20 protein-coding genes are annotated in these 26,231 nt (G+C 61.1%); 12 read left to right on the top strand and 8 right to left on the bottom strand.

Features of this window, described 5'->3' with window-relative positions:
* Window positions 1-80 precede the first annotated feature (80 nt).
* Both M0D66_RS25935 and M0D66_RS25930 read left to right on the top strand, forming a co-directional pair.
* On the top strand, window positions 81-1,823 hold the full coding sequence (locus M0D66_RS25935) for an FAD-dependent oxidoreductase (RefSeq protein WP_093636511.1): 1,743 nt from the start codon (window positions 81-83) through the stop codon (window positions 1,821-1,823).
* Window positions 1,824-2,243: 420 nt separating this feature from the next.
* Window positions 2,244-4,664, top strand: a complete 2,421-nt coding sequence (locus M0D66_RS25930) for a glycoside hydrolase N-terminal domain-containing protein (protein WP_266211940.1) — start codon at window positions 2,244-2,246, stop codon at window positions 4,662-4,664.
* A 111-nt stretch (window positions 4,665-4,775) separates the two neighbouring features.
* On the opposite strand, the gene M0D66_RS25925 is transcribed toward M0D66_RS25930, so the two are convergent.
* Window positions 4,776-5,993: a glycosyltransferase gene (locus tag M0D66_RS25925; RefSeq protein ID WP_266211939.1), complete on the bottom strand. Its 1,218-nt coding sequence runs from the start codon at window positions 5,991-5,993 to the stop codon at window positions 4,776-4,778.
* A complete protein-coding gene (locus M0D66_RS25920) occupies window positions 5,990-7,483 on the bottom strand; it encodes an O-antigen ligase (RefSeq protein ID WP_211708297.1) in 1,494 nt (497 codons plus the stop codon). The genes M0D66_RS25925 and M0D66_RS25920 overlap by 4 nt, the downstream gene beginning before the upstream one ends.
* A 282-nt stretch (window positions 7,484-7,765) precedes the next feature.
* On the opposite strand from M0D66_RS25920, the gene M0D66_RS25915 reads away from it, so the two are divergent.
* A complete protein-coding gene (locus tag M0D66_RS25915) occupies window positions 7,766-8,914 on the top strand; it encodes an acyltransferase (RefSeq protein WP_200652335.1) in 1,149 nt (382 codons plus the stop codon).
* 99 nt (window positions 8,915-9,013) lie between these two features.
* Here M0D66_RS25915 and M0D66_RS25910 read toward each other — a convergent pair whose 3' ends face one another.
* Window positions 9,014-10,204, bottom strand: coding sequence for a glycosyltransferase (locus M0D66_RS25910; RefSeq protein WP_200622021.1), 1,191 nt, complete (start codon window positions 10,202-10,204; stop codon window positions 9,014-9,016).
* 349 nt (window positions 10,205-10,553) lie between these two features.
* Here M0D66_RS25910 and M0D66_RS25905 point away from each other — a divergent pair, with 349 nt between their 5' ends.
* Both M0D66_RS25905 and M0D66_RS25900 read left to right on the top strand, forming a co-directional pair.
* Complete coding sequence (locus M0D66_RS25905; protein ID WP_093636496.1) at window positions 10,554-11,807, top strand: oligosaccharide flippase family protein; 1,254 nt, start codon at window positions 10,554-10,556, stop codon at window positions 11,805-11,807.
* Window positions 11,807-12,886 carry a glycosyltransferase gene (locus M0D66_RS25900; RefSeq protein WP_211702984.1) on the top strand — a complete coding sequence of 360 codons (1,080 nt, stop codon included), beginning with the start codon at window positions 11,807-11,809 and terminating at the stop codon, window positions 12,884-12,886. Before M0D66_RS25905 ends, M0D66_RS25900 begins: the two co-directional genes overlap by 1 nt.
* Window positions 12,887-12,944: 58 nt before the next feature.
* On the opposite strand, the gene M0D66_RS25895 is transcribed toward M0D66_RS25900, so the two are convergent.
* The 3 genes from M0D66_RS25895 to M0D66_RS25885 form a co-directional block, all read right to left on the bottom strand.
* The gene (locus M0D66_RS25895; RefSeq protein ID WP_266211938.1) at window positions 12,945-13,949 is read right to left on the bottom strand and encodes a hypothetical protein; all 1,005 of its coding nucleotides are present in this window, start codon (window positions 13,947-13,949) and stop codon (window positions 12,945-12,947) included.
* Between the two features lie 80 nt (window positions 13,950-14,029).
* Window positions 14,030-14,617 carry a hypothetical protein gene (locus M0D66_RS25890; RefSeq protein WP_266211937.1) on the bottom strand — a complete coding sequence of 196 codons (588 nt, stop codon included), beginning with the start codon at window positions 14,615-14,617 and terminating at the stop codon, window positions 14,030-14,032.
* A 286-nt stretch (window positions 14,618-14,903) separates the two neighbouring features.
* Window positions 14,904-18,491, bottom strand: coding sequence for an indolepyruvate ferredoxin oxidoreductase family protein (locus M0D66_RS25885; protein ID WP_266211936.1), 3,588 nt, complete (start codon window positions 18,489-18,491; stop codon window positions 14,904-14,906).
* A 99-nt stretch (window positions 18,492-18,590) separates the two neighbouring features.
* On the opposite strand from M0D66_RS25885, the gene M0D66_RS25880 reads away from it, so the two are divergent.
* From M0D66_RS25880 to M0D66_RS25850, 7 genes are all read left to right on the top strand, one after another.
* Entirely contained in the window at window positions 18,591-19,496 is a 906-nt protein-coding gene (locus M0D66_RS25880; protein ID WP_093636484.1) for a LysR family transcriptional regulator, read from the top strand.
* Between the two features lie 312 nt (window positions 19,497-19,808).
* Entirely contained in the window at window positions 19,809-20,642 is an 834-nt protein-coding gene (locus tag M0D66_RS25875) for a transporter substrate-binding domain-containing protein (protein WP_200652340.1), read from the top strand.
* Between the two features lie 40 nt (window positions 20,643-20,682).
* Complete coding sequence (locus tag M0D66_RS25870; RefSeq protein ID WP_200652341.1) at window positions 20,683-21,399, top strand: amino acid ABC transporter permease; 717 nt, start codon at window positions 20,683-20,685, stop codon at window positions 21,397-21,399.
* Between the two features lie 21 nt (window positions 21,400-21,420).
* The gene (locus tag M0D66_RS25865) at window positions 21,421-22,071 is read left to right on the top strand and encodes an amino acid ABC transporter permease (protein ID WP_266211935.1); all 651 of its coding nucleotides are present in this window, start codon (window positions 21,421-21,423) and stop codon (window positions 22,069-22,071) included.
* On the top strand, window positions 22,068-22,820 hold the full coding sequence (locus M0D66_RS25860) for an amino acid ABC transporter ATP-binding protein (protein ID WP_093636471.1): 753 nt from the start codon (window positions 22,068-22,070) through the stop codon (window positions 22,818-22,820). The genes M0D66_RS25865 and M0D66_RS25860 overlap by 4 nt, the downstream gene beginning before the upstream one ends.
* Window positions 22,821-22,942: 122 nt before the next feature.
* Window positions 22,943-23,704 carry an IclR family transcriptional regulator gene (locus M0D66_RS25855; protein WP_200622035.1) on the top strand — a complete coding sequence of 254 codons (762 nt, stop codon included), beginning with the start codon at window positions 22,943-22,945 and terminating at the stop codon, window positions 23,702-23,704.
* A gap of 340 nt (window positions 23,705-24,044) precedes the next feature.
* Window positions 24,045-25,175: a porin gene (locus M0D66_RS25850; protein ID WP_093636465.1), complete on the top strand. Its 1,131-nt coding sequence runs from the start codon at window positions 24,045-24,047 to the stop codon at window positions 25,173-25,175.
* Window positions 25,176-25,314: 139 nt separating this feature from the next.
* Here M0D66_RS25850 and M0D66_RS25845 read toward each other — a convergent pair whose 3' ends face one another.
* A complete protein-coding gene (locus M0D66_RS25845; RefSeq protein ID WP_256456098.1) occupies window positions 25,315-25,719 on the bottom strand; it encodes a DUF2471 domain-containing protein in 405 nt (134 codons plus the stop codon).
* Window positions 25,720-25,757: 38 nt separating this feature from the next.
* The gene (locus M0D66_RS25840; RefSeq protein WP_266211934.1) at window positions 25,758-26,039 is read right to left on the bottom strand and encodes a hypothetical protein; all 282 of its coding nucleotides are present in this window, start codon (window positions 26,037-26,039) and stop codon (window positions 25,758-25,760) included.
* Window positions 26,040-26,231: the final 192 nt, after the last annotated feature.

The following is a 26,231-nucleotide window of genomic DNA, read 5'->3' as shown; positions in this document are numbered from 1 at the left end:
CGTGGTTTGCTTGCCAGCCCCGGTTGGATAAGTAGCCGGTTTGACGCACTCAGACATGCATGAAGAAGATGGGAGTAGGGATGTTCATCGATACTCGCACTGTTGAACACAATACGGTCATTGAAACGACGGTCTGCATCATCGGCGGAGGTGTGGCCGGCATTACGCTTGCGTTGGAGATGTCGAGGGCCGGGGTCGACACCTGCATGCTCGAAAGCGGGGGCTTCGGGCCTGATGACGAAACCCGCGACCTCTATCGCGGCGAAAACGTCGGACTTCCCTATTCGTTCGCGGACGGCTCGCGCAGCCGTTATTTCGGCGGCAGCAGCAACTGCTGGGGCGGCTGGTGCCGCCCGCTGGATCCGTGGGACTTCGACAAACGCGACTGGATTCCGCACAGCGGCTGGCCGTTCGGACTCGACGAACTGGCGCCGTATTACGCGCGTACGCACGAACTGCTGAAGCTCGGCCCGCAGAATTTCGACCCCGCCTACTGGGAGCGCGAGATCGGACGCCATGACGTGCGCCGCATACCGCTCGCGACCGGCGATATGCGCGATACCGTCGCGCAATTCAGCCCTCCTGTGCGTTTCGGCAAGGCCTATCGCGACGAGCTCTCGCGCTCGGCGCGGGTGCGGGTGTTTTTGTATGCGAATGTGCAGAATATCGACGCCGACGCTGATGGCACGTCTGTTTCGCGGCTTCAGGTGGCGACCATCAGCGGACGCAAGATGACGGTGACGGCGAGGATTTTCGTGCTCGCCACGGGCGGCATCGAGAACGCGCGGCTTCTGCTTGCTTCGAACAACGTGCAGGCGGCGGGCCTCGGCAATGCCAACGATCTGGTGGGCCGCTACTTCATGGATCATCCACGGATGATGTCCGGCAAGGTGCGTTTTCGTCCGGGCAACGCGCGCAATAAGCTATACGACATCAAGTATCACTACCAGAATGCCGCGGTGTCCGCGCACGGCACGAAGATCTCTTCACAGTTCGCGCCGAAGCAGGAGTTGATGGAACGCGAGAAGCTGCTGAATTCGCGCGTGTGGCTCTATTCGCGCTGGTACGGCGAAGGAACGGCAGGGTCCGAAGCGCTGATCCACTGCAAGGAAGCGCTGTTGCAGAAGGACCAGCCGGGCCGCAGCCTGAAAACCGATGTCGCGACGATGATCGCGCATCCGTTGCACACCGTAGGCTACGGTTTGACGCGGCTGTTGCAATGGCCCGCGTTGATCACGGACGTGACCTTGCAGGCGATCGTCGAAGCGGTGCCCGATCCCGATAGCCGGGTCACGTTGTCGGCCGACAAACGCGACCGGTTCGGCATGCCGCGCGTGAAGGTGGAGTGGCGTCTGGGCGAACAGGTGCAACGCACCTTCGACAAAACGTTTGCGTTGCTCGCGCTGGAGTTGCAGATGGCGGGCATTGCTGATGTCGAACTCGACGCGCCGCTCGAAGGCCGCCGTTGGCCGGCAAAGCTGGAGGGCACGTGGCATCACATGGGCACTACGCGCATGCACGATTCGCCACGCGAAGGTGTGGTCGATCGCGATTGCAAAGTGCACGGCATGAGCAATTTTTATGTGGCGGGCAGCTCGGTGTTTCCAACCGTCGGCGCGAACTTTCCGACCATCACGATCGCCGCGCTTGCGTTGCGCCTCGCGGGTCATCTGGTGCGGCAGCTCGATGTGCCGGATATCGTCGGCAATACGCGGGGTGACGCCGCCAACAGTTCCCTGATGTCGATGCAGACCCAGCAGCCTCAAGTCGAAACGCTGCCGATCGCAGCCTCGACCTTGACGCCGTTGATGAAGGAGCAGTGAAGAACAATCGGTGACAGGGCGCCCCTCGCGGCGCAGTCACCGGTGATATTGATTTTGACCGATGCAGCCTGCCGACCGCAGCCTGCATCGCGGCAAAGCGGTCGCCCGACTGCTTTGCCGCGACGATATTTCGTCATCCTGCTCACATAGCGGGAAACGCCTCCTGAAGTTCATTCACTCCCTACCGATTATTTCAGCGCTTCCACCCGTGCACCGCGAGCGTTTTGCAGATGCACAAAACGCTCGCCGGACCGATCACGTATGTCTCCCCGCCAGACCGACAGCCCAATTTCGGTGTCGCTTTGCTGCGCGCGTACCGAGGGAAAAGCCTAATGTCTGGAGAATCCCTGTTAAGTGCATATTTGCACAAAATATTTATAGGTGGATTTTTCGGGGAAACTTCGCGAACCAGGAGACAGGATGAAAACGTCCGTAAACCAGAAGCGTCGCAGGCTCCTCAAACTCGGCGGTGCAGCCGCCATCCTGCCGGTGGCAGGCGGCGGCACCGGCAACTATGCGGCGATCAGTTCCGCACAGGCCAGCGAAACCGGCACTTCCCCGAGCACCGATTCCCTCTCCACTTCCGCACAAGCCGCTTCACCGCTCCTCTCCGCCGATCAGGCGCTGCTGTTCCAGTACGATCAACCCGCCGTCGAATCCAGCATCCAGTTTCAGGGCCTGCCGGTCGGCAATGGTCGTCTGGGTGCGCTGGCAGGCGGCGCAAGCGAGAGGGAGGCGCTTTACCTGAACGAGATCACGCTATGGTCGGGCAGCAAGGACGTCGTCGACCTCGCCTATACGACAACTGGCATGGGCACCTACCTGTCGCTCGGCAAGCTCTATATCGATCTGCCCGCTCACGCCGGCGCCACGAGCTACCAGCGCTCGCTCGACATCAGCAATGCGCTCGTGCGCACGCAGTACAGCGTCGGCGGCAGGACCTACCGGCGCGAGATCTTCAGCAGCTTTCCCGACAATGTGATCGTCGTGCGGCTCACCTCGGATGCAGGCACCTATAACGGCACCGTATCGCTGATCGACGGCCAGGGTACCCAGACCGTTGGCGAGTCGAATCATGCACTGTCATTTTCGGGTTCAGTCGGCGGTAGCGGAGAGCTGTACGCCACGTACCTGTCGGTTATTCCGGATGCGGGCGTCGCGCGGTTCAACTCCGCCACTGGGCAGATTACGCTGCAGAATTGCCCTGCGCTCACGATCATCGTTGCGGCACGCACCGACTACACCGGGCGTTACGTCGACAGTTACCTGACGGGCATCAACCCGCGCAGCGCCACAATCGCAGACGTGACGAACGCCGCGGCGCGGGGCTACTGGGATCTGCTGTGGCGCCATGTGCGCGACTATCGCGGTCTCTTCGGGCGCATGGAGCTGAACCTCGGCACCTCGAGCGCCGCGCAGAGGGCGCTGACAATCCCGGCCCGGTTGCAGGCGCGCGGAGCGAACCCTGCGCTGGCCGATCCCGAACTCGAAGCGATGTACGTGCAGTTCGGACGCTACCTAACGATCTCGTCGTCGCGCGGCTCGATGCCTGCGAATCTGCAGGGCTTGTGGAGTACGACGAACAATCCGCCGTGGATGGCCGACTACCACACCGATATCAACGTGCAGATGAACTACTGGCTCGCCGATCGCGCGGGATTGCCGGAGTGCCAGTTGCCGTTTGCCGATTACGTCACCGGGCAATATCCGTCGTGGGTCCAGTCCACGCGGAATCATTTCAACGATGCCGCCAACGTGAATTACAGCAATTCGAACGGCAAGGTGGCGGGCTGGACGGTGGCGATTTCGACCGGCATCTACGGCTCGCTCGGCTGGGACTGGAGCCCGCCGGCGAGCGCATGGTATTGCCGTACGCTGTGGAATCACTACCAGTACACGCTGGACAAGCGCTATCTGGCGAACATCTACCCCGTGATGAAATCCGCCTGCGAGTTCTGGCAGGCGCGCCTGATCCGGGACCCGGTGACGGGGCTGCTCATCGACGACAAGGACTGGTCGCCGGAGCAGGGACCTCACCAGCAGCTCGGTATTACCTATGCGCAGGAACTCGTTTGGGACCTGTTCACCAACACGGTCGCGGCGAGCCAGTTGCTTGGCAAGGACGCGGATTTCGCGCAGACACTTGCGACGCTGAAGTCGAACCTCTATCTGCCGAAAGTGAGCCCGACGACCGGCCAGCTTCAGGAATGGATGAGCGACAGCGTCGTCGGCGAAACGGGGCACCGGCACCTGTCGCCGTTGATCGGGTGGTTTGAAGGCGAGCGCATCACGCTCGACAGCGATCCGACGCTCGTGGCAGGCGTGAAGGCGCTGCTCACCGCGCGTGGTTTCAACTCGTTCGGTTGGGGACTGGCATGGCGCATCGCCTGCTGGGCGCATTTCCACGATGCCGCCACCTGCTATTCGATGATTCCGAAGCTGTTGAACTACTCAGCGGGCAACGACGGGGTGAACGGCACGTTTGCCAACATGTTCGACGCCTACGCGCTGTCGAGCAACTCTTCGGCATTCCAGATCGATGCGAACTTCGGCGGTCCGGCGGCGATATTGGAGATGCTGCTGCAAAGCAGGATGGATCGCATCACGCTGCTGCCCGCGTTGCCGTCGCAATGGGGCACAGGGAGCGTCAAGGGGTTGCGGGCGAAAGGCGGGTTTGCGGTGGACCTGGCGTGGAGCAGTGGCGCGTTGTCGTCCGTCAAGCTCACCAGCGTGGGAGGGACGCGGACAAACCTGTACTACGGCAACGCTTCGCGTGCGGTCGTGATCCCTGCGAATGGCACGGCAAAGTTCGACGGCAGACTGCAGCCGGTTTCCTGGTAGCCCCAAGTCGAAACCCTGCCGATCACAGCCGCGACGTTGACGCCGTTGAAGGAGTATTGAAGAGCAGCTTGTGACGGTGCGCGCCTCGCGGCGCGCGCCGTTATCCCAACGTCACTGGCTTGGTTGAGTCGTGGCTCCGCGCAGCGTGCTGAGCGTGTTTTCGCGCGTTTCGCCAATGCTGCCTTTCGTTTCCAGCAGCGCGGTCAACGCGTTGACCATGGTCTCGACCCGGAAGCGTGCTTCGAAAGTGTGAACTGCCTGAGCGCGCATGGCGGCGCGCGCGGTGTCGTCGAGTTCGAGCCAGCGCACGAGATTCTTTTCCGTACCGTCGACCGTATCGGCGGCCACCATCCCCGCGCCGTCCGCTTCGATCTCGCGCCACACGTTGACCTTGTCGGAGATCAGCGCCGGCAGTCCGCAGCCGAGCGCTTCGGCAACCGCAACGCCGAAGTTCTCCTGATGCGAGGGTAGAACGAACACGTCGCTTGCATGGAACGCGCCCCACTTGAGATCGCCTTGCAGCATGCCCGGCAGGCTGAGGCGGTGCGCGATGCCGGCTGCCTGAGCCTGAGCGCGCAAGCTGGCCACCCAGCCGGTCTCGTCGGGACCCGCGATCATGAGATGCAGCGACGGGTCGCGGCCGGCGATACGCGCGAACGCGTCGATCAGCAGATCGCAGCCCTTCTTCGCGTGCACGCGGCCGAGAAACAATACGATGCGTTTGCCGCGTAAGCCGGGCACGGCTTGCAGGAACGCTTCGCGCAGGGGCTCTGCGTCGAGCGGCGGCACGGTCGCGCCGTACGGCACGATGCGCTCATGCGCGCGGTACAGCCAGAACGATTGACGAGCACGCGTACGCTCTTCCTCTGTCGTAAAGATGACGGCGCGTGCATCGCGCAGCACGCGGTATTCGGCCCACGGCCAGTACAGCCACTTCTTCAGATGCTTGAGCGGGTAAGCCTGTTTGAACCAGGGGTCGAGCATGCCGTGCACGTACACGTAATAGGGCACGTCGCTTTGACGCAGCGCTTTCCATGCTGCGAAGCCGTGGTATTGCCACAGGCCGTGCACGATGACCGCATCGAAGCGCTTCGCGTTGGTCGCGATCCACGGTGCGAGTTGCGCGCTATAACTATAGCGGCTGGTGACGGGGCCAAACGCGTGGACGGGAAACGGAAAGGACGCGAGGTAGGTGTCGCCGGGCGCGTCGCAGGTGGCCACTTCAATTTCGTGTCCAGCGTCCTGCATCGCCGCGCCGCTGCGGCGAACGCCTTCAACCGGGCCGCCGGCGCGGGGATCGACGCTTGCAAGCAAATGGAGAATTTTCATCGGACGATATTCCGTCGATTGGTGTTTCGCGTCGACGTGGTGTGCGACACGAGGGCACCGAACTGGCTGGAGCCGGGCGCGGTGCTTGCCGCGTGCGACATGCCGAGGGTCGTCGCGAGATCCGCGCGACCCATGCCGGGCTGGATTCTGCCCGGCAATTCAGGCATGGCGGCCGGGTGCAAATGCGGGGGCTTAGGTGCGCGCTTCACACGAGCCGGCAGTGCGCGCTGCAAGCGCGCGTGCGTGGCGATCATCAGGCCCAGGGCGATACCGAATATCAGCCCGGAAAAACGCGGCCCGAGCGGATTGCCGCCGATCGACGTAGCCGGCAGCGCGGCGAACAGCATGATGGCGCGGCCCAGCACCGGAAGCATGGGCGCGTCGGGAACCACCACGCGCCAGTAGCGGTAGGAGAAAAAGCAGATTACCAGTGCGGCCAGGCTCGCCAAAGGCATGGCGATGCCGAATAGCAGTCCACCCGCGAAGAGCTGATAGACCCAGAAATTGTGACCCGCCGGCCATTCGTTGATCGCGTAAAAGTCTTTCTCGCTGATCTGGCCGGCAAGGTCCGGCAGATAGACGGGGGAATAGCGGTAGTAGTGTCCGTAGCCTTCGCCGAACAGCAGCGTTTCCGGCGACGACGTCACCTGGTCATACTGATCGCGCATCTCGGCGAGACGGGTGATCGTGGTTGGATCCTTGCCGGTGACGGTTTCTTCGGACGCGAAAATGCGCTGCGTCCAGTGCTCGGTGACAGTCGGAAAACTCACTGCCACGATGCCGACTACGCCGGCCAGCACCGCGCCGGTTATTACGCTGCGGGCGGCCGTACGCCAGATAAGCTGGATCGACGGTGCGCTCAGTGCCATGGCGATCAGGAACAGCAGGACCGTACCCACCAGCAAACTGCGCGTCACGCTCAGCAGTTCGACGATCACGCTGACTGCGAACACTGAGACGGTGAAAAACGAAAAGCGTTTGGCGACGACGAATTCGTGCAGTAGCACGCCTTGCAGCCCGAGCAACGTCACCGAGATGATACGAAAGCGCGCATCCTCGAGATCGCCGCTTGTGGCGAGGCCGTAGACGAAGGTAAACAGGAGACAGATCACGTTGGCGACAAACAGCGCTTTCTCGAACTGCGTGATTCTGTATTCGCTCCACGGACGGCAGGCTACGAGATAGCCCAGCAAAAACAGCAGGAACGGCAGAAGAACGCGCAGATAGTTGCCGGTGTCGTTATCCTGAACAAACTGGGCGACGATGCTGCCGAGCACGCATAGCAGCACGCTAAAGGTGACCACCGAGCGCAGCCGCGAGCCGTTGTGAAAGCGTGGCGCGATCAGGGCGAGAGCGAGCCCCGCGGCGATCACGGGAATGACGAATATGAACTGGACGAAGTGGCCTACGTTGGCGTCGGGCGCTTTATAGTCCAGCGCAAGCGGTAACAGAAATAACCATATCCAGAGCGTCGCATACTGATGGCGCATTGCTGATTCCTCCCCGTGCTGTCGATCCGCCGTCGGTCTAAAGCGGACGGTCTCGCATCGGGTCATTGTGCGGGAATATCCCCGCGTGGCCGCTCTGCGCACCCCTTTTCGTCGCCGTTTGCCTGGGTTCTGGCGACAGTGGCAAGGGCGCTCCCTGCAAGACGCGCGCACACTTGCTGATGTTGTCGGCCAATGCCTTGATGTTGGCGCGCACGCACGCGTGCCGCCACCGAAGATGCAAAAAGGGACATGCGCCCACGAATGGTGACAGGGGAGAACAACATGAAATTATTCGGCGGGGCGAGACCCTCAACAGCCGGGCGAGCCATCGAGCTGGATTTCGTGCGGGGCATCGCCATTATCATGGTGATGGGGTTTCACTTTCATGCCGTTCAGACCGGCAATTTCCTGATTGAGATCGTTGAATATCCCCTGAAGAATTTCGGGCGGGAAGGCGTCAATCTGTTCTTTACGCTGAGCGGTTTTCTGGTTGGCGGCCTGTTGCTTCGACAGTACGCCGAAACCGGTAACGTCGACGCCAAGCGCTTTATTGTCCGGCGGATTTTCCGCATCTGGCCCGCGTATTACGTGTTGATCGCGTTTCATGTGCTGGCCGGGCGCCATCCGTGGAATACCTTTCTGGTCCAGAACCTGACCCACCTGCAGAACTATCTGGGCACCTCGATTACGCAGACCTGGAGCCTCGCGGTCGAAGAACACTTTTATCTTGTGCTGCCGGCACTGTTATTGCTGTTCGCGCGCTGGCGCCTCAGTGCGTGGACGATCGTCGGCGTGCTCACGGGAATCTGCGCGGTGGTGCTCACGGCGCGCTGCTTCGCGGTGGCGGGCGGTAACCTGGAAGGCGCATTCGCGTACACGCAATACCGCATCGACAGTCTGCTGGTCGGCGTGATTCTGTCCGCGATCTACTGGATGAAACCAGGCGTCTATCATCAGATCGCGAAGCGCAAATGGCTGCTGATCGCCAGCGTCGTGGTGCTGTGCGCGTGGCTCGCCCTTGCGACGAAACACATCGCGCTCGACGAAAGCATCGGCTATACGATTCAGGCGCTCGGTTTTGCCGCACTGATCGTGTTCGTGCTGGAGTATTCCGGATCGTTCAAGACATCGTGGGTGTATCGCGGGATTGCCTGGATCGGCCTCTATTCGTACGGTATTTACCTGTGGCATTCGCTTGCGCTCGCCCCGGGCGACATGCTGATTCGCAAAATGACCGCCATGGGTCTTGCGCCGAGCGTCATCTGGATCGTGGCGCTTGCCGCGCAGTTTGCGTTCGCGATTGCGATCGGCTACGTGACCACGCGCGCGATCGAGTATCCGTTCCTGCTGATGCGCAATGCGCTGTTCCCGGCAAAGCGCAACAGCTCGGTGCGGGAAGAAGTGCCAGTTGCTGGCGGCCAGTTGTCCTGAGTACGTTCAAGTTCAACCATGAGCGGCCTGGCCTCGCGCCAGGCGCTCAGAGTTTCTGCCGCCGAGATGAGGGTGTGTCGAAGAAGGCGTGTTGCCGGATCAGGCCATCTGCTGCAGCAAGGTCTGCTTGAATTGCCCGAGCGTATGCCGTGACAGCAGATCTTCGCGTGCGGCCGGAACGGCCTCGGGCTCGTGCGGCCACGAGGTCATGGTCTCGGTAATCGCCTTGCCGATCGAGGCGGAGCTCAGGTCCTTCAGAATCGGCCCCAGTTCGCAGCGCCGGCTGAACCAGCCGATCAGTCCATCTTCCGTTGCAATGACGGGCTTGCCGAAGCGGTACGCCTGCACGAGCACGCCGCTCATGCCGTAGTGTCCCTTGTAGCCTAGCCAGACTGCGTCGCAGGCGGAGAACAGATCGCGCTCGACGTCGTTTGCAATGAACGAATCGAGCACCAGCGGCGCGGGCGTGAGGCTGCGCACATGATTGCGCATGAAATGGCGCGTGCCCGCATCCTGCTCACCGGCAACGATCAGCGTGGGCGCATGCTCCAGACGCGTCAACGCGTGGACCAGTTCGTAGATGCCCTTTCGTTCGGTGATCGAGCCGTACACCAGCAGATAACGTTGCGTGGGGTCCAGCCCGAGACGCTCACGGGCCAGCACGGGATTTTCCGCACGCTCGTCCGGAAACGGGTCCGCGACATAGGCGACCGCGGCGCTGTTTTTTGAAGTATTGTGGGCGGCCCATTCCGGCAGAGTCGGGTCGATCGTCAGCAGTGTGCGCAGCCCGGCAGAGCGGATTGCACGCTTGAAAAGGAGCGCCTTGACGGCATTCACAATCGGTCGATCAGGCGACTTGATGCCGACCTTGTGATGATGGAAGGTCGAGCGCATCGTGATGCCGATCCAGGGTGTCTTACGAAAAGGCGAACCGAGAAACGGCAATCCATAAAAGAAGTAGTCCACATAGGGCACGACCACCAGCCTGATCGGCTGCGCGTGGCTGACGATGCGATGCACGCGCTTGAAATAGCGGTGAAAGCGCGAATACTGGTTCGACTGGGGCAACAGCCCGCGGGGCCGCTCCTCGGGATCGACGAACGCGATCTGCAGATCCGCGCGGTTCGCGGCGACGATCTGTCTCGCGAGCCGGTGGTCCTCGTTGGCGGATTCCGTCGCAAGAATGCACGGATAGCCGGCTTCCGTGCAGGCCTGCATGGTCCATTCGACATAGCGCCAGCGGTGGCCGGTGAGGTTGGGTTCCACAATCAGGACGTAGTCTTGTTCCATCGATTCAGTGGTCTTCAGTGGTCGAATGCGTTGTGGAAAAGCACCCTTGCGCCGGCTGTCTGAGGCGCTAGCTGAACAACGTTAGCATCGGCGGCGTCAGTGAATCCGTCTATTTGACCCGTTCTGTGGGTAAACGTACTAGCGCGCAATGGCTTCGGCTGAACTGACCTAGCTGATGGCGGTTGTTGCCGATTCTCTCGCTGTAAGGTCGTATATGGAATTCGATGAAAAAACTCGCCAGCTTGCTGGTGCAATCTAACAATTTATGCGCCGGCGGTGTTTCGCAGCGATGTATTGAATCGCTGCTTATGACCGACTCAACGGCGCTCCGATTCGACGGAGAAACAGCTTGCGGGCGATCAGGCTTCCGGCGCTCTCGATAGCGGCCAGCTTCGGCGCGAGCGCGGCGACGTGGGTGCTATTGCAGCAGTTCGCTGTGCGTGGACTTGTAGCGATCAAATTTCTTGCGATCGGCCGGATGCTCGGGCCGGCGGCGATCGGCAGCGTGAGCGTGGCTTTGCTCGCGGTGGCGATTGCCGAGGCGTTGTCGGACACCGGTCTCGCGCAGGCGGTCATTCAAGGCGAACATCCACCGTCGCGTTCGCAACTCGGCGCGGTGTGGACGACGCTGACCGCGCGCGGCGTGCTCATCTCACTGCTGCTGGTCGCGCTTGCACCATTGTTGAGCAATCAGTTTCATCTGAACGGCTCACTGGTGCTGATTCAGCTTGCCGCGCTGCTGCCGCTGTTACGCGGTCTCGCTTCGCCCACTTATTACCTCGTGCAGCGCGAGCGGCGCTTCCAGCATATTGCCGGCGTCGAGGTCGGGGCGGCCTTTGTCGATTGTTCGGTCGGACTGGGGCTCGCGTATTTCGGCGCCGGTGCGGCTTCGGTGCTGCTCGGCCTCGTGGCCGGCGAGAGCCTGAAAAGCATCCTGACCTGGGCGACGATGAAACCGCGTCCGCCGATGCGCGCCGTGTGGTCGGGTATCGGTCATTACGTCGGCTTCAGCCGCTGGATCTGGGCGAGCAGCGTGATCAACCTGCTGCTCAACCAGTTCGACAAGGTCGTAGTCGGCAAACTGCTCGGCCCGGCGCAACTCGGTGGCTATCAGATGTCGTCGCGGCTCGCGCAGATGCTGCTCGCCGACGCCGCTATCGCGATGTCGCAATACCTCTTTCCCACCTTCGCGGCACGCCATCGGCGGAGTCCGCAGGCCGCATCGCGGTTGATCAAGATTTATCTGCTCGTGATCGCGATCGGGCTGACGGGGTTCGTCGCGGTGCTGAGGTTGATCGCCGAGCCGCTCTTCTCGCTGATTCTCGGCGCGGCCTGGTTGCCTGCGGTGCCGCTGTTCAGGATTCTGGTGATCAATATGGCGATCGGCGCGTTGATTGCCGTGCTGGTTGCTTATCTGCGCGCGGTGGGTGACGCGAAGGCGACGGTGCATGCGTCGCTGATTCAGGTTGTCGTGCTGCTGGCAAGCGTGCCTGCAGCGGTTCACTGGTGGGGCGTGACGGGTATTGCCTGGTCCATGACCCTTGGCCTTGGCTGCGCCGCGGCGTGGATGCTGTTCAGAACGCTGACCGCAAGGACTTCGTGATGCGCGTTTTACATCTGGTTCTGGCGCCGCGTTTGTCGGGCGCCGAAGTCCTCGCCAAGGATCTCGCTATCGATCAGAGCGCCGAAGGCATGGCCGTATGCATGGCCTCGCTGTTGCCTGTGCACGCCGAATTCCTGCCCTTGCAGGACGAGCTGCAGCGGCATGGTGTGCAGTGCTGGTTTCCTTCACGGCGCAGGCGCCTCGCGGGCAAACTGTGGAATCTGTTCTTCACGGTGCGGCGATTTAAACCGGACGTGATTTTCGCGCACGCCACGATCCCTTCGTTTTATGCGCGCGCGTTGCCGCTGCGAGTGCCGGTCGTCTACGTCATGCATTCGGCGACCAACGATTTCGAGCGGCCATTGTTCAGGCGCGTCGAGCACATTCTGTCCGGACGTGCCCGGGTCGTGATCAGCGTGTCGCAACAAGGCATGACCGATTACGTGCAGGCCATCGGACCGCATCCTGCGATGACCGTGGTGCCCAACGGGGTCGACCTCGGCCGCTTCGCGTTCACGGACGGCGCCGCGCACAACGGCCGGGCACCTCAGGTCGTGCAGATCGGGCGGTATGCGTCGGTGAAGAATCAGCTTCTGACGGTGCGTGCCTTCGGCCAGGTGCTCGAGCAGGTGGCGGACGCGCGCCTCGTCTTGTACGGCGTGGTCGAAGATCCGGAGTATCAGCGCACTGTCATTGGCCTCGCGCAGGAGTTGGGGATCGCGCACCGCGTCGTGGTGGCCGGTCCGCGTACCGATGTGGCGAGCGTGCTGTCAGAGTCGAACGTGTTTGTCATGCCCTCGCGTTCCGAGGCGCACAGCGTCGCGTTTCTTGAAGCGTTGGCTTCCGGTATCCCGATCGTCGCGAGCCGGATTCCGTCGTTTGCCTTCGCGAACGGCTTTCCCGGTGTGCAGTTAGTCGATACGGACGATGTGCCGTGCTATGCGGATGCCGTGGTCGCGGCGCTAGGGCAGGCGCGGGCGCAACGCTCGCTTGCCGGTCTGACGCTCAGGGATACGGCGGCCCGTTATCGGGCAATCGCGCATCAGGTCAGCAGCCGTCTCGCCGTGCCGGCCCGATAGTTCTTCGGTTTGACCCTGCCTGTTTCCGGCCTGTTGCTTGCGCCGGAACCCCCGACTTTCAATGATGGCTGATTGAGAGGCCGCGTTCGTCGGGCGTCGATTCGGGCGCGGGTGTCGACGGCCACGCGCTTGCCAGTTCGGACTCGCGCATCGCGAGAGTCAACAGGCGTTGGGCTTCCTTGCTGCTTGAGTCGACCTGCAGCGCGTCGCCGGCTTTGTGCCAGACGCACGCCCATCGTGCGACATAGCCACAACCTCGCGCCACGCTCAAAAGTGCGTCCCGCTGTTGTTCACGCGCGGTCACGGTTTCGCGCATGCGCAGCGCGTCGGGATTGTCCGGCTGGGCCGCCATGGCTGCCACCAGGCGCGCTTTCGCCGCCGACAGATTGTTCTGCTGCAGATTGGCGCGAGCGGACCTGATCTGCTTTGAAGCGTCTACGTTAGGTTTGACGGGCGGATTGTAGGTCTGGCCACCCGGGTTGCGCTTCGCCTCGGCCGACGCAGTTACCACGCGCCGCGGCGCCGGCGGCGGCGCCGCGATTGGCGGGACCGGAGCCGATCGCACGGGCGCGGGCTTCACGGGCCGTTGAGCAACGAAGACCGGGGCGGACCGCTGAGCGACGACAACCGGCGGTTTGACGTGCTGGGTCTTCACCTTGCCGGACACCGCGATAGGGGTGCCGTCTTCCGAGTCGTTGGTATGAATGAAGCCGAGGTACACGGCGGACGCAACAAGCAGCATCGAGACACCGAGCACGACCGGCTGGCGCAGTCTGTGCACGACGGGGGCGGCGACCGGTGTCTCGCTAGTGACGGCATACGGATTGGTTAGCGCTCTCGAAGACGGGCGCCAGATTCGCGGCGTCATCAGCCGGGTTGCCAGCATCGGCTGAGGGTCGCCCAGCGGTATTTTCAAGGAGGGGGGCGGCGTGCGGCGCGCGCCGAGCGAATCGACCGGACGCGCGCCGCACTCGGTGCACGGCGTAAAGCGACCGGCTAGCGACGCACCGCAGTGCTCGCATTGGGGGTAATCATGCTGATCGGAAGTAACGTCGCTAAGCATTGCCGTTTCGCAAAGGGGCGTCGAATGCCGGCGCCACAATCAAAAAGAACCAGGCACGGCAGCGAGGCTTGCAGGCGGGATTACTGTGCGACGACGTAACCCCGCGCTTGCATGCACGCGCCATAAGCGGCCCAATACTGTGTCATTGGCGGTTCAGGCGCCGGCAGCGGCGGCAGCTTCACGCCGGATGCCGCGGCCGTCTGTGCCGCGCCGGCTGCTGCCGTCTCCGAGGCGCCGTTATTCGCGCTGGTTGCCGATGCCGGCGTGGCGGCCGCGGTCGTTGCGGTTGCCGTGGTCGAGCTTGCTGACTTGGTCGCTGCAGCGGTCGTTGCCGTGCTCACGCCGGCCCCGCTTGCGGCAGGCGCGGTTGCGGCTGCGGGCATGCTTGCGCCAGGCGGGGTCGCCGAAAAACTGCTTTGGGGCAAGGGTGGCCGCGACGGGGCACCCGTCGACGACGTTTTGGTTGCCGCAGGTTTGCGCGGTGGAAGCTGCGATTCGTGCGCGATGTTGATCTTCGTCTGCTTGTTGGCAGTGGCGTAGCACATCGCGGTGTCGATGCTGCGCTGATAAGCGCTTTGACTTCGGATGGGATAGACGAGTGGCTGCCATGCGAAAGCAGCACTGCTAAACACCCATAGCGTCAATGCCGTATATGTTTTGATTCCCATCGCAGTCGCTCCCGCAGCGATGTTTCGCCGTTCGCCGGCAATCGCGCTTCGCGGTATGTTCTCGTAGCTGCTGATTTTGCCGCTGAACGGCGGCTCACTTCCGCGAAGGCTGCTTTCTTGAGGGTAGCACCGGGGAACGTCGGCGCAAGGCGTCGTATAGCGCGCGAAAACGCCATCCTGCAGTCGAATCACGACACTCCAGCGTGAAAGGGCGGCAAACGCGGCGAAAAGCCAGGGGAATTACCTGGACGCCGCGTGCCGCCACGCTGACTGAAAGACCAGATTGTCAGATCGCTTTTCTCACCGGTTGGAAATCCGCCTGGTCAGTTGCGTTGCGATATTCCGCCAGCCATTTGTCGCGTTTCGTCGCCGCGGCCAGGACGTTGCGCTCCTTGACGTGACCGAAACCGCGAATCTCGTCAGGGAGATTGGCAAGCCGCATCGCGACGTCCAGACGGCTGTTGTCCAGCGTGCTGCAGAACTCGTCGATCAACGCGATGTACTGGTCGATCAGGGCGCGTTCACCGCGCCGCTCGGCGGTCTTGCCGAACACGTCGAACGCACCGCCGCGCAGGAATTTGAGCTTCGCGAGCACGCGGAACATCGGAAGGGTCCATTGCCCGAAGCGTTGCTTTTTCAGGTGACCGTGTTCGTCGCGTTTCGCCAGCAGGGGCGGTGCGAGGTAAAAGCCGAGCTTGTAGTCGCGGCCGGGTTCGCCTTCGAACTGTGCACGCAGTTTGTCGAAGTACGCCGGGTCGGCATAGAGACGTGCAACCTCATATTCGTCCTTGTAGGTCATCAGCTTGGCCAGATTGCGCGCCACCACCGGTGTGAGGCGTAGCTTCGAGCCCGCGGCGAGCGCGGTTTCTTTGGCTCGCATCTGTTCGATTACCGCTCGATAGCGCGCGGCATACTGCTCATTCTGATAGAGGCCCAGCAGTTCGACGTTGCGCTCGATGAGCCGCTCAAGCGACTCCGGCATCTGCACAACGATTGCCTGTTGCTGATTGGCGCGCGGCGCGAATGCATCGGCCGCTGCTTCGCCGTTCTGTGCGACAAAGCGGCCCCATTCGAACGCGAGGCGATTCTTGTCGACCGCCACGCCGTTCAGTTCGATGGCACGGTCGAGGCTTTCGTAGCTGACCGGCAGCCAGCCGCGTTGCCATGCGAAACCTAGCAGTAGCGGATTGGCGTATAGCGTGTCGCCAAGCAATGCGAGCGCGAGGCGATTGGCGTCGATGAAGTCGCAGTCCTCGCCGATGCTGTCGCGCAAGTCGCCCTGGATCTGGTCGCCGGGAAAGGCCCACTGCGGATCGCGCACGAATTGCGCGGTCGGCGTTGCGCCGCTGTTGATCGCGGCCTTGGTGACACCGCGTTGCGTGCGTGCCAGCACTTCGGCGGACGCCGATACGATCGCGTCGCAGCCTAGAACAAGGCGCGCTTCGCCGGTCGCGATACGGGTTGCGTGCAACTCGTCCGGCGTGGCTGCGATCTGCACGTGGCTCAGTACAGCGCCGCCTTTTTGCGCGAGGCCCGCCATGTCGAGCACGCTCACGCCTTTGTTCTCGAGATGCGCGGCCATGCCGAGCAGGCCGCCGATCGTCACGACACCGGTACCACCGACACCCGTGACGAGCACGCCATAGGGTTTGGCAAGGCCGGCGATCGCCGGGCGCGGTAGCGCGGTGAAGTCGGGAAGCGCGGAGCCACGATCTGCCTTCGCCGGCTTCTTCAACTGCGCGCCTTCAGCGGTGACGAAGCTCGGGCAAAAGCCGTTCACGCATGAGAAGTCTTTGTTGCACGACGACTGATTGATCTTGCGCTTGGTGCCTTGCGGCGTTTGCAGTGGCTCGACAGACAGGCAATTCGATTTCACCGAGCAATCGCCACAGCCTTCGCAGACGGCGTCGTTAATGAACGCCCGCTTGGCCGGATCCGGGTAGGTGCCGCGCTTACGGCGCCGGCGCTTTTCGGTCGCGCAGGTCTGGTCGTAGATCAGGATCGTGGTGCCCGCGACCTCGCGCAACTCGCGTTGCAGACGATCGAGCTCGTCGCGGTGATACACCTTCACGCCTTCCGGCAAGCGCACGCCCGTAGCGTATTTTTCGGGTTGGTCGGTGACGACGAGCACCTGCTTCGCACCTTCGGTCGTCACCTGGAACGCGATCTGCGGCACGGTCAGCACGCCGTCGATCGGCTGGCCGCCGGTCATCGCGACCGCATCGTTATAGAGAATCTTGTAGGTGATATTCGCACCGGCCGCGATCGAGGCGCGGATTGCCAGCAAACCCGAGTGAAAGTAAGTACCGTCGCCCAGGTTCGCGAACACGTGACGTTCGTTGGTGAAATGCATCTGGCCCGTCCACGCCACCCCTTCGCCGCCCATCTGGCTGAAGGTCTCCGTGTTGCGGTCCATCCAGATGGTCATGTAATGGCAGCCGATGCCGGCCAGCGCACGTGAGCCTTCGGGGACGCGCGTCGACGTATTGTGCGGGCAACCCGAGCAGAACCACGGCTGCCGTTCGGTGACGGTGCGCGGCGTGGCTGCGTCGCGTTCCTTCGCTTCGATGATGGCGATGCGTGCTTCGATGCGGGCGCGTACGTCCGCAGGCAAATCGGCTTTCGCAAGACGCCGCGCGATCGCCTTTGCGATCAGCGCCGGCGACAGTTCGTATTGCATCGGCAACAGCGCCTGGCCGCGCGGGACCGACCACTCGCCGCCTGCGTCGTCGCGTTGATCGAACTTGCCGAATACTTTCGGGCGCACGTCATCGCGCCAGTTGTAAAGCTCTTCCTTCAGCGCGTATTCGAGGATCTGGCGTTTCTCTTCGACCACCAGAATCTCGTCGAGTCCTGTAGCAAAGTCGCGTGCGTTCTGCGCATCGAGCGGCCACACGCAACCGACCTTGAGCACACGAATGCCGATCCGTGCGCAGGTGTCGTCGTCGAGCGACAGGTCCGCCAGCGCCTGACGCACGTCGAGGTACGCTTTGCCCGCGGTCATGATGCCCAGACGCGGCGTCGGGCTATCGATCACCACGCGATTCAGTTTGTTCGCGCGCACATAGGCGAGCGCTGCATACCACTTGTGGTTGAGCAGACGCGCTTCCTGTGCGAGCGGCGGATCGGGCCAGCGGATGTTCAAGCCGCCTTCGGGCATGTCGAAGTCATCCGGCAACACGATCTGCAAACGGTCCGGATCGATGTCGATCGACGCGCTGGCTTCGACGACGTCCGTCACGCATTTCATCGCAACCCACAGACCGGAATAGCGGCTCATGGCCCAGCCGTGCAGGCCATAGTCGAGATACTCCTGCACGCTCGCCGGATAGAGCACCGGAATGCCGCTCGCGACGAACATGTGCTCGGACTGGTGCGCAACGGTCGACGACTTCGCCGCGTGGTCGTCGCCCGCCAGCACCAGCACGCCGCCATGCGGATCGGTGCCTGCCGAGTTGGCGTGCTTGAAGACGTCGCCGGTGCGATCGACGCCCGGTCCCTTGCCGTACCACATGCCGAATACGCCATCGACTTTCGCGTCGGGCCACAGATTGAGTTGCTGTGTTCCCCACACCGCGGTGGCGGCGAGATCCTCGTTAACCCCTGGCTGGAACACGACGTCGTGTTCCTTCAGATGCTTTTTCGCTTTCCACAGTGCCTGGTCGAATGCGCCGAGCGGAGAGCCGCGATAGCCCGATACATAACCCGCCGTGTTCAGTCCCGCGCGACGATCCCGCTCTTTCTGCAGCATCGGCAAGCGGACCAGCGCCTGGGTACCGCTCATGTAAACGCGGCCTTTCTCAAGCGTGTATTTGTCGTCGAGTGAAACGGTGGCGAGGGCGTCGTGCAGCGGGGGCGATAGGGGGGCGTTCATGGGGCGGCGTCTCCGGAAGCTTTATTGTCCTGGCGAGTATAGGAAGCCGAATTCCCATCGTAAAATCACAAATACCGAACCCTGCTATGCGAAAAACACATGTCAAAAGACGTCACATTGCGGCAGATGCGTTACTTCGTTGCGGCCGCGCAAAACGGGCAGTTTTCGATGGCGGCGGCGACCGAACACGTGTCGCAATCCGCGATTACCAATGCGGTACTTGCGCTGGAGGAGACTCTGGGAACCCGGCTCTTTGAACGCCTTCCGCAAGGTGTCGCGCTGACGCCGGACGGGCAGGACTTTCTCAATCACGCGCGTCACATCCTCGATTCGGTACGCGACGCGATCTACAAGGCGCCGTTTCGTTCGCACGACCTTAAGGGCACGGTGCGTATTGCTGCCTCGTACACCTTGCTCGGTTATTTCCTGCCGGAACTGTTGGGGCGGTTTCGTGCGACTTACCCACACGTCGAGCTGGATCTGCGCGATGCCGATCGTCCCGAGATCGAGCAGGCCATACTCGATGGCGACATCGATCTAGGTGTGGCGTTGCTATCGAATGTGGATCATCTCAAACGGTTTCAGCATCACGTGCTGATCCGTTCACGGCGTCAGTTGTGGACCGCGCCGACGCATCCGCTGGCACAGGTGAACTCGCCGTCGCTCGCGGACATTGCGGCGTATCCGTATATCCTCATTACCGTCGACGAGAGCGAACGAGCGACGCTGCGTTACTGGAAAGAAAACGGCGTCGAGCCGAACATCGCATTTCGCACGAGTTCAATGGAGGCGTTGCGCGGACTGGTGGCGCATGGCTTTGGCGTAACGATCCTCTCGGACATGGTGTTTCGGCCATGGTCGCTGGAAGGCAAGCGGATCGATGCCCGGCCGATTCTCAATGCGATCCCGCAGATGGACGCGGGGATGTTGTGGCGCAAGGGTGCAACGCTCGATGCGCCGGCGTTGGCGTTCCAGCAGTTCCTGATTCATGCGTGCGGCAGCTAAGCCGGCGCTTATCCGTTTTTCACATACCACTTCAGTTTTCCGACGCCGTCCGCGTAGTCACGCTTGCAACCGCAAGACGACATGGGACACGGCCAGATAAGCAATTTTGCATTCCTGATCCGGACCCCAGTCGCGGCGGGGCAAACCCCATTGCAACTATTTTTTTCCCGTGAAACACTGCGCTTCATCTGCTGTGTCGGACATGAGTCCGATATACCAGACAGTCGAGCATTGGCGCGCATGCCGCGAAGGGCTTGCTAAGCGCCGCTTCCGTCCACGCACGGACTTCTCACACCAGATCGGGACTGAAAAATGAAATTTGTCAGGGAAAGCGCAAAGTTCACTTGTTTGTTCGCCTTAACCGGTCTGCTGATGCTCGCCGGCTGCACGAAAGTCGCCCCGCCAGAACAAGGCGCCGCAGTTGATTCGACGCTGAAGCAGGTGCTGCAACGCGGCACACTGCGGGTAGGCGACTGCTTGACCTTTGCGCCGTTCGGTTTCTACAACAAGGATGGCCAACCCGATGGTTACGACGTCGACCTGGCGAAAGAACTGGCGAAGCAGATGGGCGTCAAGCTCGAAGTCGTGAACACGACGAGCGCGAACCGCATTCCGAATCTGCAAACCAGCAAGGTTGACGTGGTGTTCTGCAATTTCACCCGCAACCTCGAGCGAGCGAAGGAAATCGCATTTACGAATCCGTACGTGGTCGCGAGTGAGGCGCTGCTGGTCAAGAAGAGCAGCGGCATCAAATCCATCAATGACATGTCGAACCGCACGATTGCAACCGTCAAGGGCTCGACGAATGGCGACGAAGTGCGCTCGCTGAACATGCAGGTCAAGATCCAGGAGTTCGACAGCTCGCAGGCTGCAATCCTCGCCGTCAAGCAGGGTCAGGCCGACGCGATGATCGAGGACAACAACTTTCTCGCTTACCAGGCATCGCTCGATCCGGAGCTGACTGTCACCAATGAAGCACTGGTTCCGCTCGAATACAACGCGTTCGGTGTGAAGTCCGGAGATCAGGTCTGGCTCAACTACCTGAACCTGTTCCTGTTCAACATCAACGCATCGAAGCAGAACGCACAGCTATACAAGAAGTGGTTTGGCGCCGAGCCGCGTTTTCCGCTGAATCCGCAGTACTGAAACCCCACTAGCGCCGCACTGCTCGACCGACGGAGGAGCCATGAGCTATGAATGGGTGACCCTTGCGGGTTATTGGAGCGATTTCGTTCGCGCAGCGTGGTTGACACTCCAGATCACGCTTCTGGCCTTCCTCCTCGCGATGCTGCTCGGCTTGCTCACCGCTCTCGCGAGCGCATCGCGCGTCGGGCTGCTGCGGGCGATCGCGCGGGCGTACATCGAAGCGATCCGCAATACGCCGGTCCTGCTGCAGATCTTCATCGTGTTCTTCGGGTTGCCGTCGCTTGGCATCACCCTCAATGCGTATACGGCAGGCGTGATCGCGTTAGGGGTGAATGTCGGCGCATATCTGGCGGAAGTGTTTCGTGCGGGTATCCAGTCGGTACCGCGCGGTCAGCTTGAAGCGGCCTCGATTCTCGGTCTGGAACGTTCGCAGATTTTCGTCGAGGTGGTTCTGCCGCAGGCGGCGCGCGCCGTCTATCCGGCGATCGTCAACAACCTGATTCAGTTACTGCTCGGCACGTCGCTTCTTTCGGCGATCGCGCTACCCGAGTTGAGCGGAACGGCGACGGTGATCAACGCACGCACGCTGCTCTATATCCAGACTTTCTCTATCACCCTGATTGCCTACCTGTTCCTGAGCAACCTGCTGTCATGGGTGGCGAGCCAGATCGGCGTGCGTGTCTTTCATCCGCCGCTCGTCATGAAGAAACGCACGCGCCGGTGGTTCCTTGTCGCACGACAGGCCGATCGCACCTGAGCACCCAACCGGAGACCGGCCATGTCGCAAGAATTGTTAATGACCAGCCTGGCGATCCTGTTTCAGGGACTGCTGGCAACACTGCTTCTGTCCGCAGCGTCGATCGTTGGTGGAACGCTGATCGGACTGCTGGCGGCGGTATTACGCTCATTCGGGCCGTGGGGTACGCCGCGCATCGCCAGGCTCTATACCGAGCTGTTTCGCGGTACGCCGGTGCTGATCACGCTGATGTTTATTTACTTCGGCGTTTCGTACTTCGGCTACGCGATCGATGTGTTCGCAGCGGGTGTGGTGGGCTTGAGCATCTATCAGGGTGCCTATATTTCCGAGGTGTTCCGCTCAGGCATTGAAGCAGTACCGAAAGGCCAGTGGGAGGTGTCGCAGATCCTCGGGCTTAGCAGGATCCAGGCGTTCTTTTCCGTGATCTTGCCGCAGACCGGAAAGATCGTGATTCCGCCGCTCGTCGGCCAGTATTTGTCGCTTATCAAGGACACGTCGATCGTCAGCATGATCGGTATGTCGGAACTGATGCATGGTGGTCAGGCTATCGTCGACCGGGTGGGCAAACCGGTGGAAATCTATGGACTCGTTGCCGTGCTTTATTTCATCGTGTGCTTTCCACTGTCGCAGTGGGTGCGGCACCATGACCGAAGAAGGAGCCTGCTGTCATGACCAGCGTCACTACGTCGAAGCCCATCATCAATCTCACTGGCGTCAGCAAGTCGTTCGGCGCTACGCAGGTCCTGAAGGAGATCAACCTTGATGTACGGCCGGGCGAAGTACTCGTGCTGATCGGGGCGTCGGGCTCCGGAAAGAGCACGGTGCTACGCATCATGAGCGGTCTGGAGACGGCCGATGCGGGCGAAGTCTGGGTCAACGAAGTGCCGCTGCACGATGCACGCCGGGCGAAGGAAATCCGGGGGCATGTCGGCATGGTGTTCCAGCAATTCAATCTGTTTCCGCACAAGAGTGCGCTGGGTAATGTGACGCTTGCCCTGATCAAGGCACGCAAGATGAGCGCCGCAGACGCACGCAAACGTGCGATGGATGCGCTCGACCGCGTGGGACTTGCCGACCGGGCCGAACACTACCCCAGTCAGCTCTCCGGTGGCCAACAGCAGCGGGTCGCGATCGCAAGAGCGTTGGCTGTCGAGCCGGGCATCATGTTCTTCGACGAAGCCACGTCCGCTCTCGATCCGGAACTCGTCGGCGAAGTGACCGAAGTCATGCGCGGACTGGCGCGCGACGGGATGACCATGGTCGTCGTCACACACGAGATGGGCTTCGCGCGCAAGACCGCCGACCGCGTCGTGTTTATGGACAAAGGCGTCATCGCGGAACAGGGCGCCCCGGAGCAGATTTTCGTGAACCCGCAGAACGAACGTACGCGACAGTTCCTGCATCGTGTGCTCGACCATTGAGCACCCGTGAAGGGCGTCAGGCGTCTTCGTGCTGCGTGATGGCAAGGTGTCGCCCTTTACGCGCTAAACTCGCGTCACACAAAAGATAAACTGCGATCACTATCGCCGACGGAGTTGAAGGAATGTCTGCATCGGAATCATCGAGGGCCAGGGGGGTGGACCGCGTCATCGGCATTCTCAAGCAGTTGCATATCGCGCGGCGTCCGATGACGATGCGCGAGTTGATTGAAGCGACCGGCGCGCCACGCTCGAGCATCTACGAATTAGTCACCATGCTGACTGAAGCCGGATGGCTCGAGACGAGTGTCGACGGGAGCGTGTTTTTTGGCCGCGAGATGCATTACTACGGCTCCGACTATGCCGTCCATAACGACCTGATCAGTCGCGCCCACCAGGCGATCCTCGCGCTCGTCCGAACGCACGACGAAACCGCGCAGTTGTGCATGCTCGAAGGCAACAAGTACACCGTGGTTCTATCGGAGAACAGCTCGCGACCATTCAACATCAGTTCCGACATCGGCGTGAAGGTGCCGATTCCGTGGACCGCATCGGGCCGCCTGCTGCTCGCCCATATGCGGGCGGAGGAAATTCGCAGCTTGATCCCAGACGAAGACTTTATCCTCGACAACGGCAGACGCGTTGAATTTCAGGACTTTCTTTGCGATGTCCAACGCGCCGCTGATCAGGGCTACTGTTGCACCGAGGGTCTGTCCCATACTTTTCGACTCTGCATGGCGGCACCCATACGCGATCGCACCGGTCTCCCTGTTGCAGCGCTCTGCTTCATGACAAGCCGCGATACGGATCCGGAGAAGCGGGCGATGATGCTGGAAGACCTCATCAGATCGGCGAAGGCGTTGTCGCAACCTTATACCCGCTTGTAAATGCCGAGTGGTTCGCTCGCGGTCGGAAGGGGCGAGGGAAGGGTGGGAAGTTTTGGAAATGAAGTTACCCGTTTCGGCTATTTACTTCCCAGAACTCGGACATTAAATTTGCGGCCGTCTGGATGACTTTTCTTTTGTTGTAATCCACGCAGGTCCAGACCTTAGCTATGCGAAGTTGCATAGCTTTTTTTTGCCTGCGAGAAAGATGCGGAAAGGGAAAGATGCAGAAAGTTCCCATTCCTAATTTTTGGTCGTGTTTACCCAACACTATTTTCAATCACGTTTTACCGCCAGTTATTCTGCGCTCCGCAGGCTCATCAACACAAACTTAAGGACGCAGATGAAGAAGACCACACTGGCAACTCTTTCGCTGGTAATGCTTGGCGCAACCGGCGTAGCTCACGCACAAAACAGCGTCACGCTGTACGGCATCATTGATACCGGCCTGACCTACGTTTCGAACGACGGCGGCAGCAAGTCGATCAGCATGTCGTCGGGTAACGAGTCGGGTAGCCGCTGGGGCCTGAAAGGCTCAGAAGACCTCGGTGGTGGCCTGAAAACAATCTTCCAGGTGGAGAACGGTTTTAATTCGACGAACGGCAAGCTCGGCCAGGGTAGCCGCATGTTCGGTCGCCAGGCGTTCGTTGGTCTGAGCAGCGACAAGTGGGGTACGCTCACGGCCGGACGTCAATACGATCCGCTGGTTGATCTGGTGCAGCCGGTGCAGGGCGACGGCTTCCTCGGTGGTGTGTTCATCTCGCCGGGCGACATCGACAACGCCGACAACAGCGCGCGGGTCAATAACTCGCTCAAGTACACGTCGCCGACCTGGTCCGGCTTCCAGTTCGAAACCATGTACTCGCTGGGTGGGGTGGCCGGCGCGACGGGCTCGGGTCAGAGCTACGCTGCCGCAGCTGCATACAGCAACGGTCCGGTCAACCTGGCCGCAGGTTACTATCACCTGAGCAACGGCAACGGCACGAACCGCGGTACGACGACGTGGGATTCGCTGTTCAACACATCGGTCAACGCGGCGTACTCCACTGCGGCGTCGATCAACAATGCCCGTATCGGCGGCAACTACGTGTTCGGCTCGGTGACCCTGGGCGGCTACTTCAGCCATGCCGAATACACTGCAGACGCCAGCTCGACATTCACGCAGACGGAAAAGTACAACACGGGTTCGGTGTACGCAGTGTGGCAGGTATCGGCGCCGCTGCAGACCGAGATTGGCTACGTGTACATGAAGTCGAGCGGCAATTCGTCGGCAAAGTACAACCAGTTCGCTGTTGCAGCGGACTACTCGCTTAGCAAGCGTACGGATGTCTACGCATTTGCTGGCTACACGACCGCATCGGGAACACAAGACTCGTCGGGTACGGCCGCTGTTGCTGTTATCGGCTCGGCAACCGGCGACTCGGGTTCCAACAAGCAGGCTACTGTGACTGTTGGCATTCGCCACAAGTTCTAATCGATAGATGCACTAAAGAAAGCCCGCGTGATGCGGGCTTTTTTGTTTGCTCGACAGAACTCTGGATCGGCGATATTGAAACCTTATTTTTTCGATGGCGGCTGGGCGCAGATCGGGAGTTCAAAGTTGAATCGGCGCATTAGTCCTGAGCGGCCGCATGGGTAGCGTCGGCCTGTACCAATGCGCGCACGAGCAGGTACACGGCTGGCAAGTTGTCGTCGTCACGTCGCCAGTCGACGGGTTCGTCGAAATCCATTCCGGACAAACGACTGTCCTCAAATCGGATAAACGTAGAGCGCACTGCCTCGCTGTGCCGCGCCTGGAAGCCCCGATTCTCAAAGACCTGTTCGTCGATTGTCAGCAGCGTGCGCCAGGTCGGCAATTGCGCGCTGCTTGAGTAACGGCGACGGCCACTGTCGAGGTGACGACCTGCGACCGTGGCAATGATCTGCTGGAGGTCGAGCGACGCGCTGCGAAGTGCGCGTTCGAGGGCGACAGGATTGATGTCTTGGACATCCATATCAAGAGCGGAGTCGTTATTCATACTGTTATTTTCCTGAGGACTCGCCGCAATTCGCAGCATCAAATCTGATGCTTCAACAACGCCTGGTTTCGCTGTGCCAATAACTGGCGGATCTGGGCAAGATAGTTGTCGCCGACCGTGCAGTCTTCAACAGGCCGGACATGTTGATGAGGCGTTGGTGGACGTACGCCGAGGTAGCGGCACACCGCTGATAGATAGGGTTTGCCGTTGCCTCCCAGATGTCGCGCCGCGTCAGCCACGCGTACGTCTCCGACATGCTTGCGCAACCACGCAAGCGTTTCGCGATCACCGTCGTTCAAGATGCGGATGAGCTGGTTCATGACCGGTCCTGTATGTAAACACAGTACTGTAAATTTATACAGTATTTGATCGGGATGCAAGTCAATTTGCAGGTCTACTCCATTAGCCGAACGGCCATCGTGTCCGAGTTGGAGCGAGATATTTCGATTGCCGGCGGGTCAAGGGATTTCCCTGGTCCAGGGATTACGCACATATTTCGCGTACGTAGCTGA

The organism is Paraburkholderia sp. SECH2, assembly GCF_030464795.1.
Lineage (GTDB): Bacteria > Pseudomonadota > Gammaproteobacteria > Burkholderiales > Burkholderiaceae > Paraburkholderia > Paraburkholderia aspalathi.
This window is presented reverse-complemented; position numbering and strand designations above follow the sequence as displayed.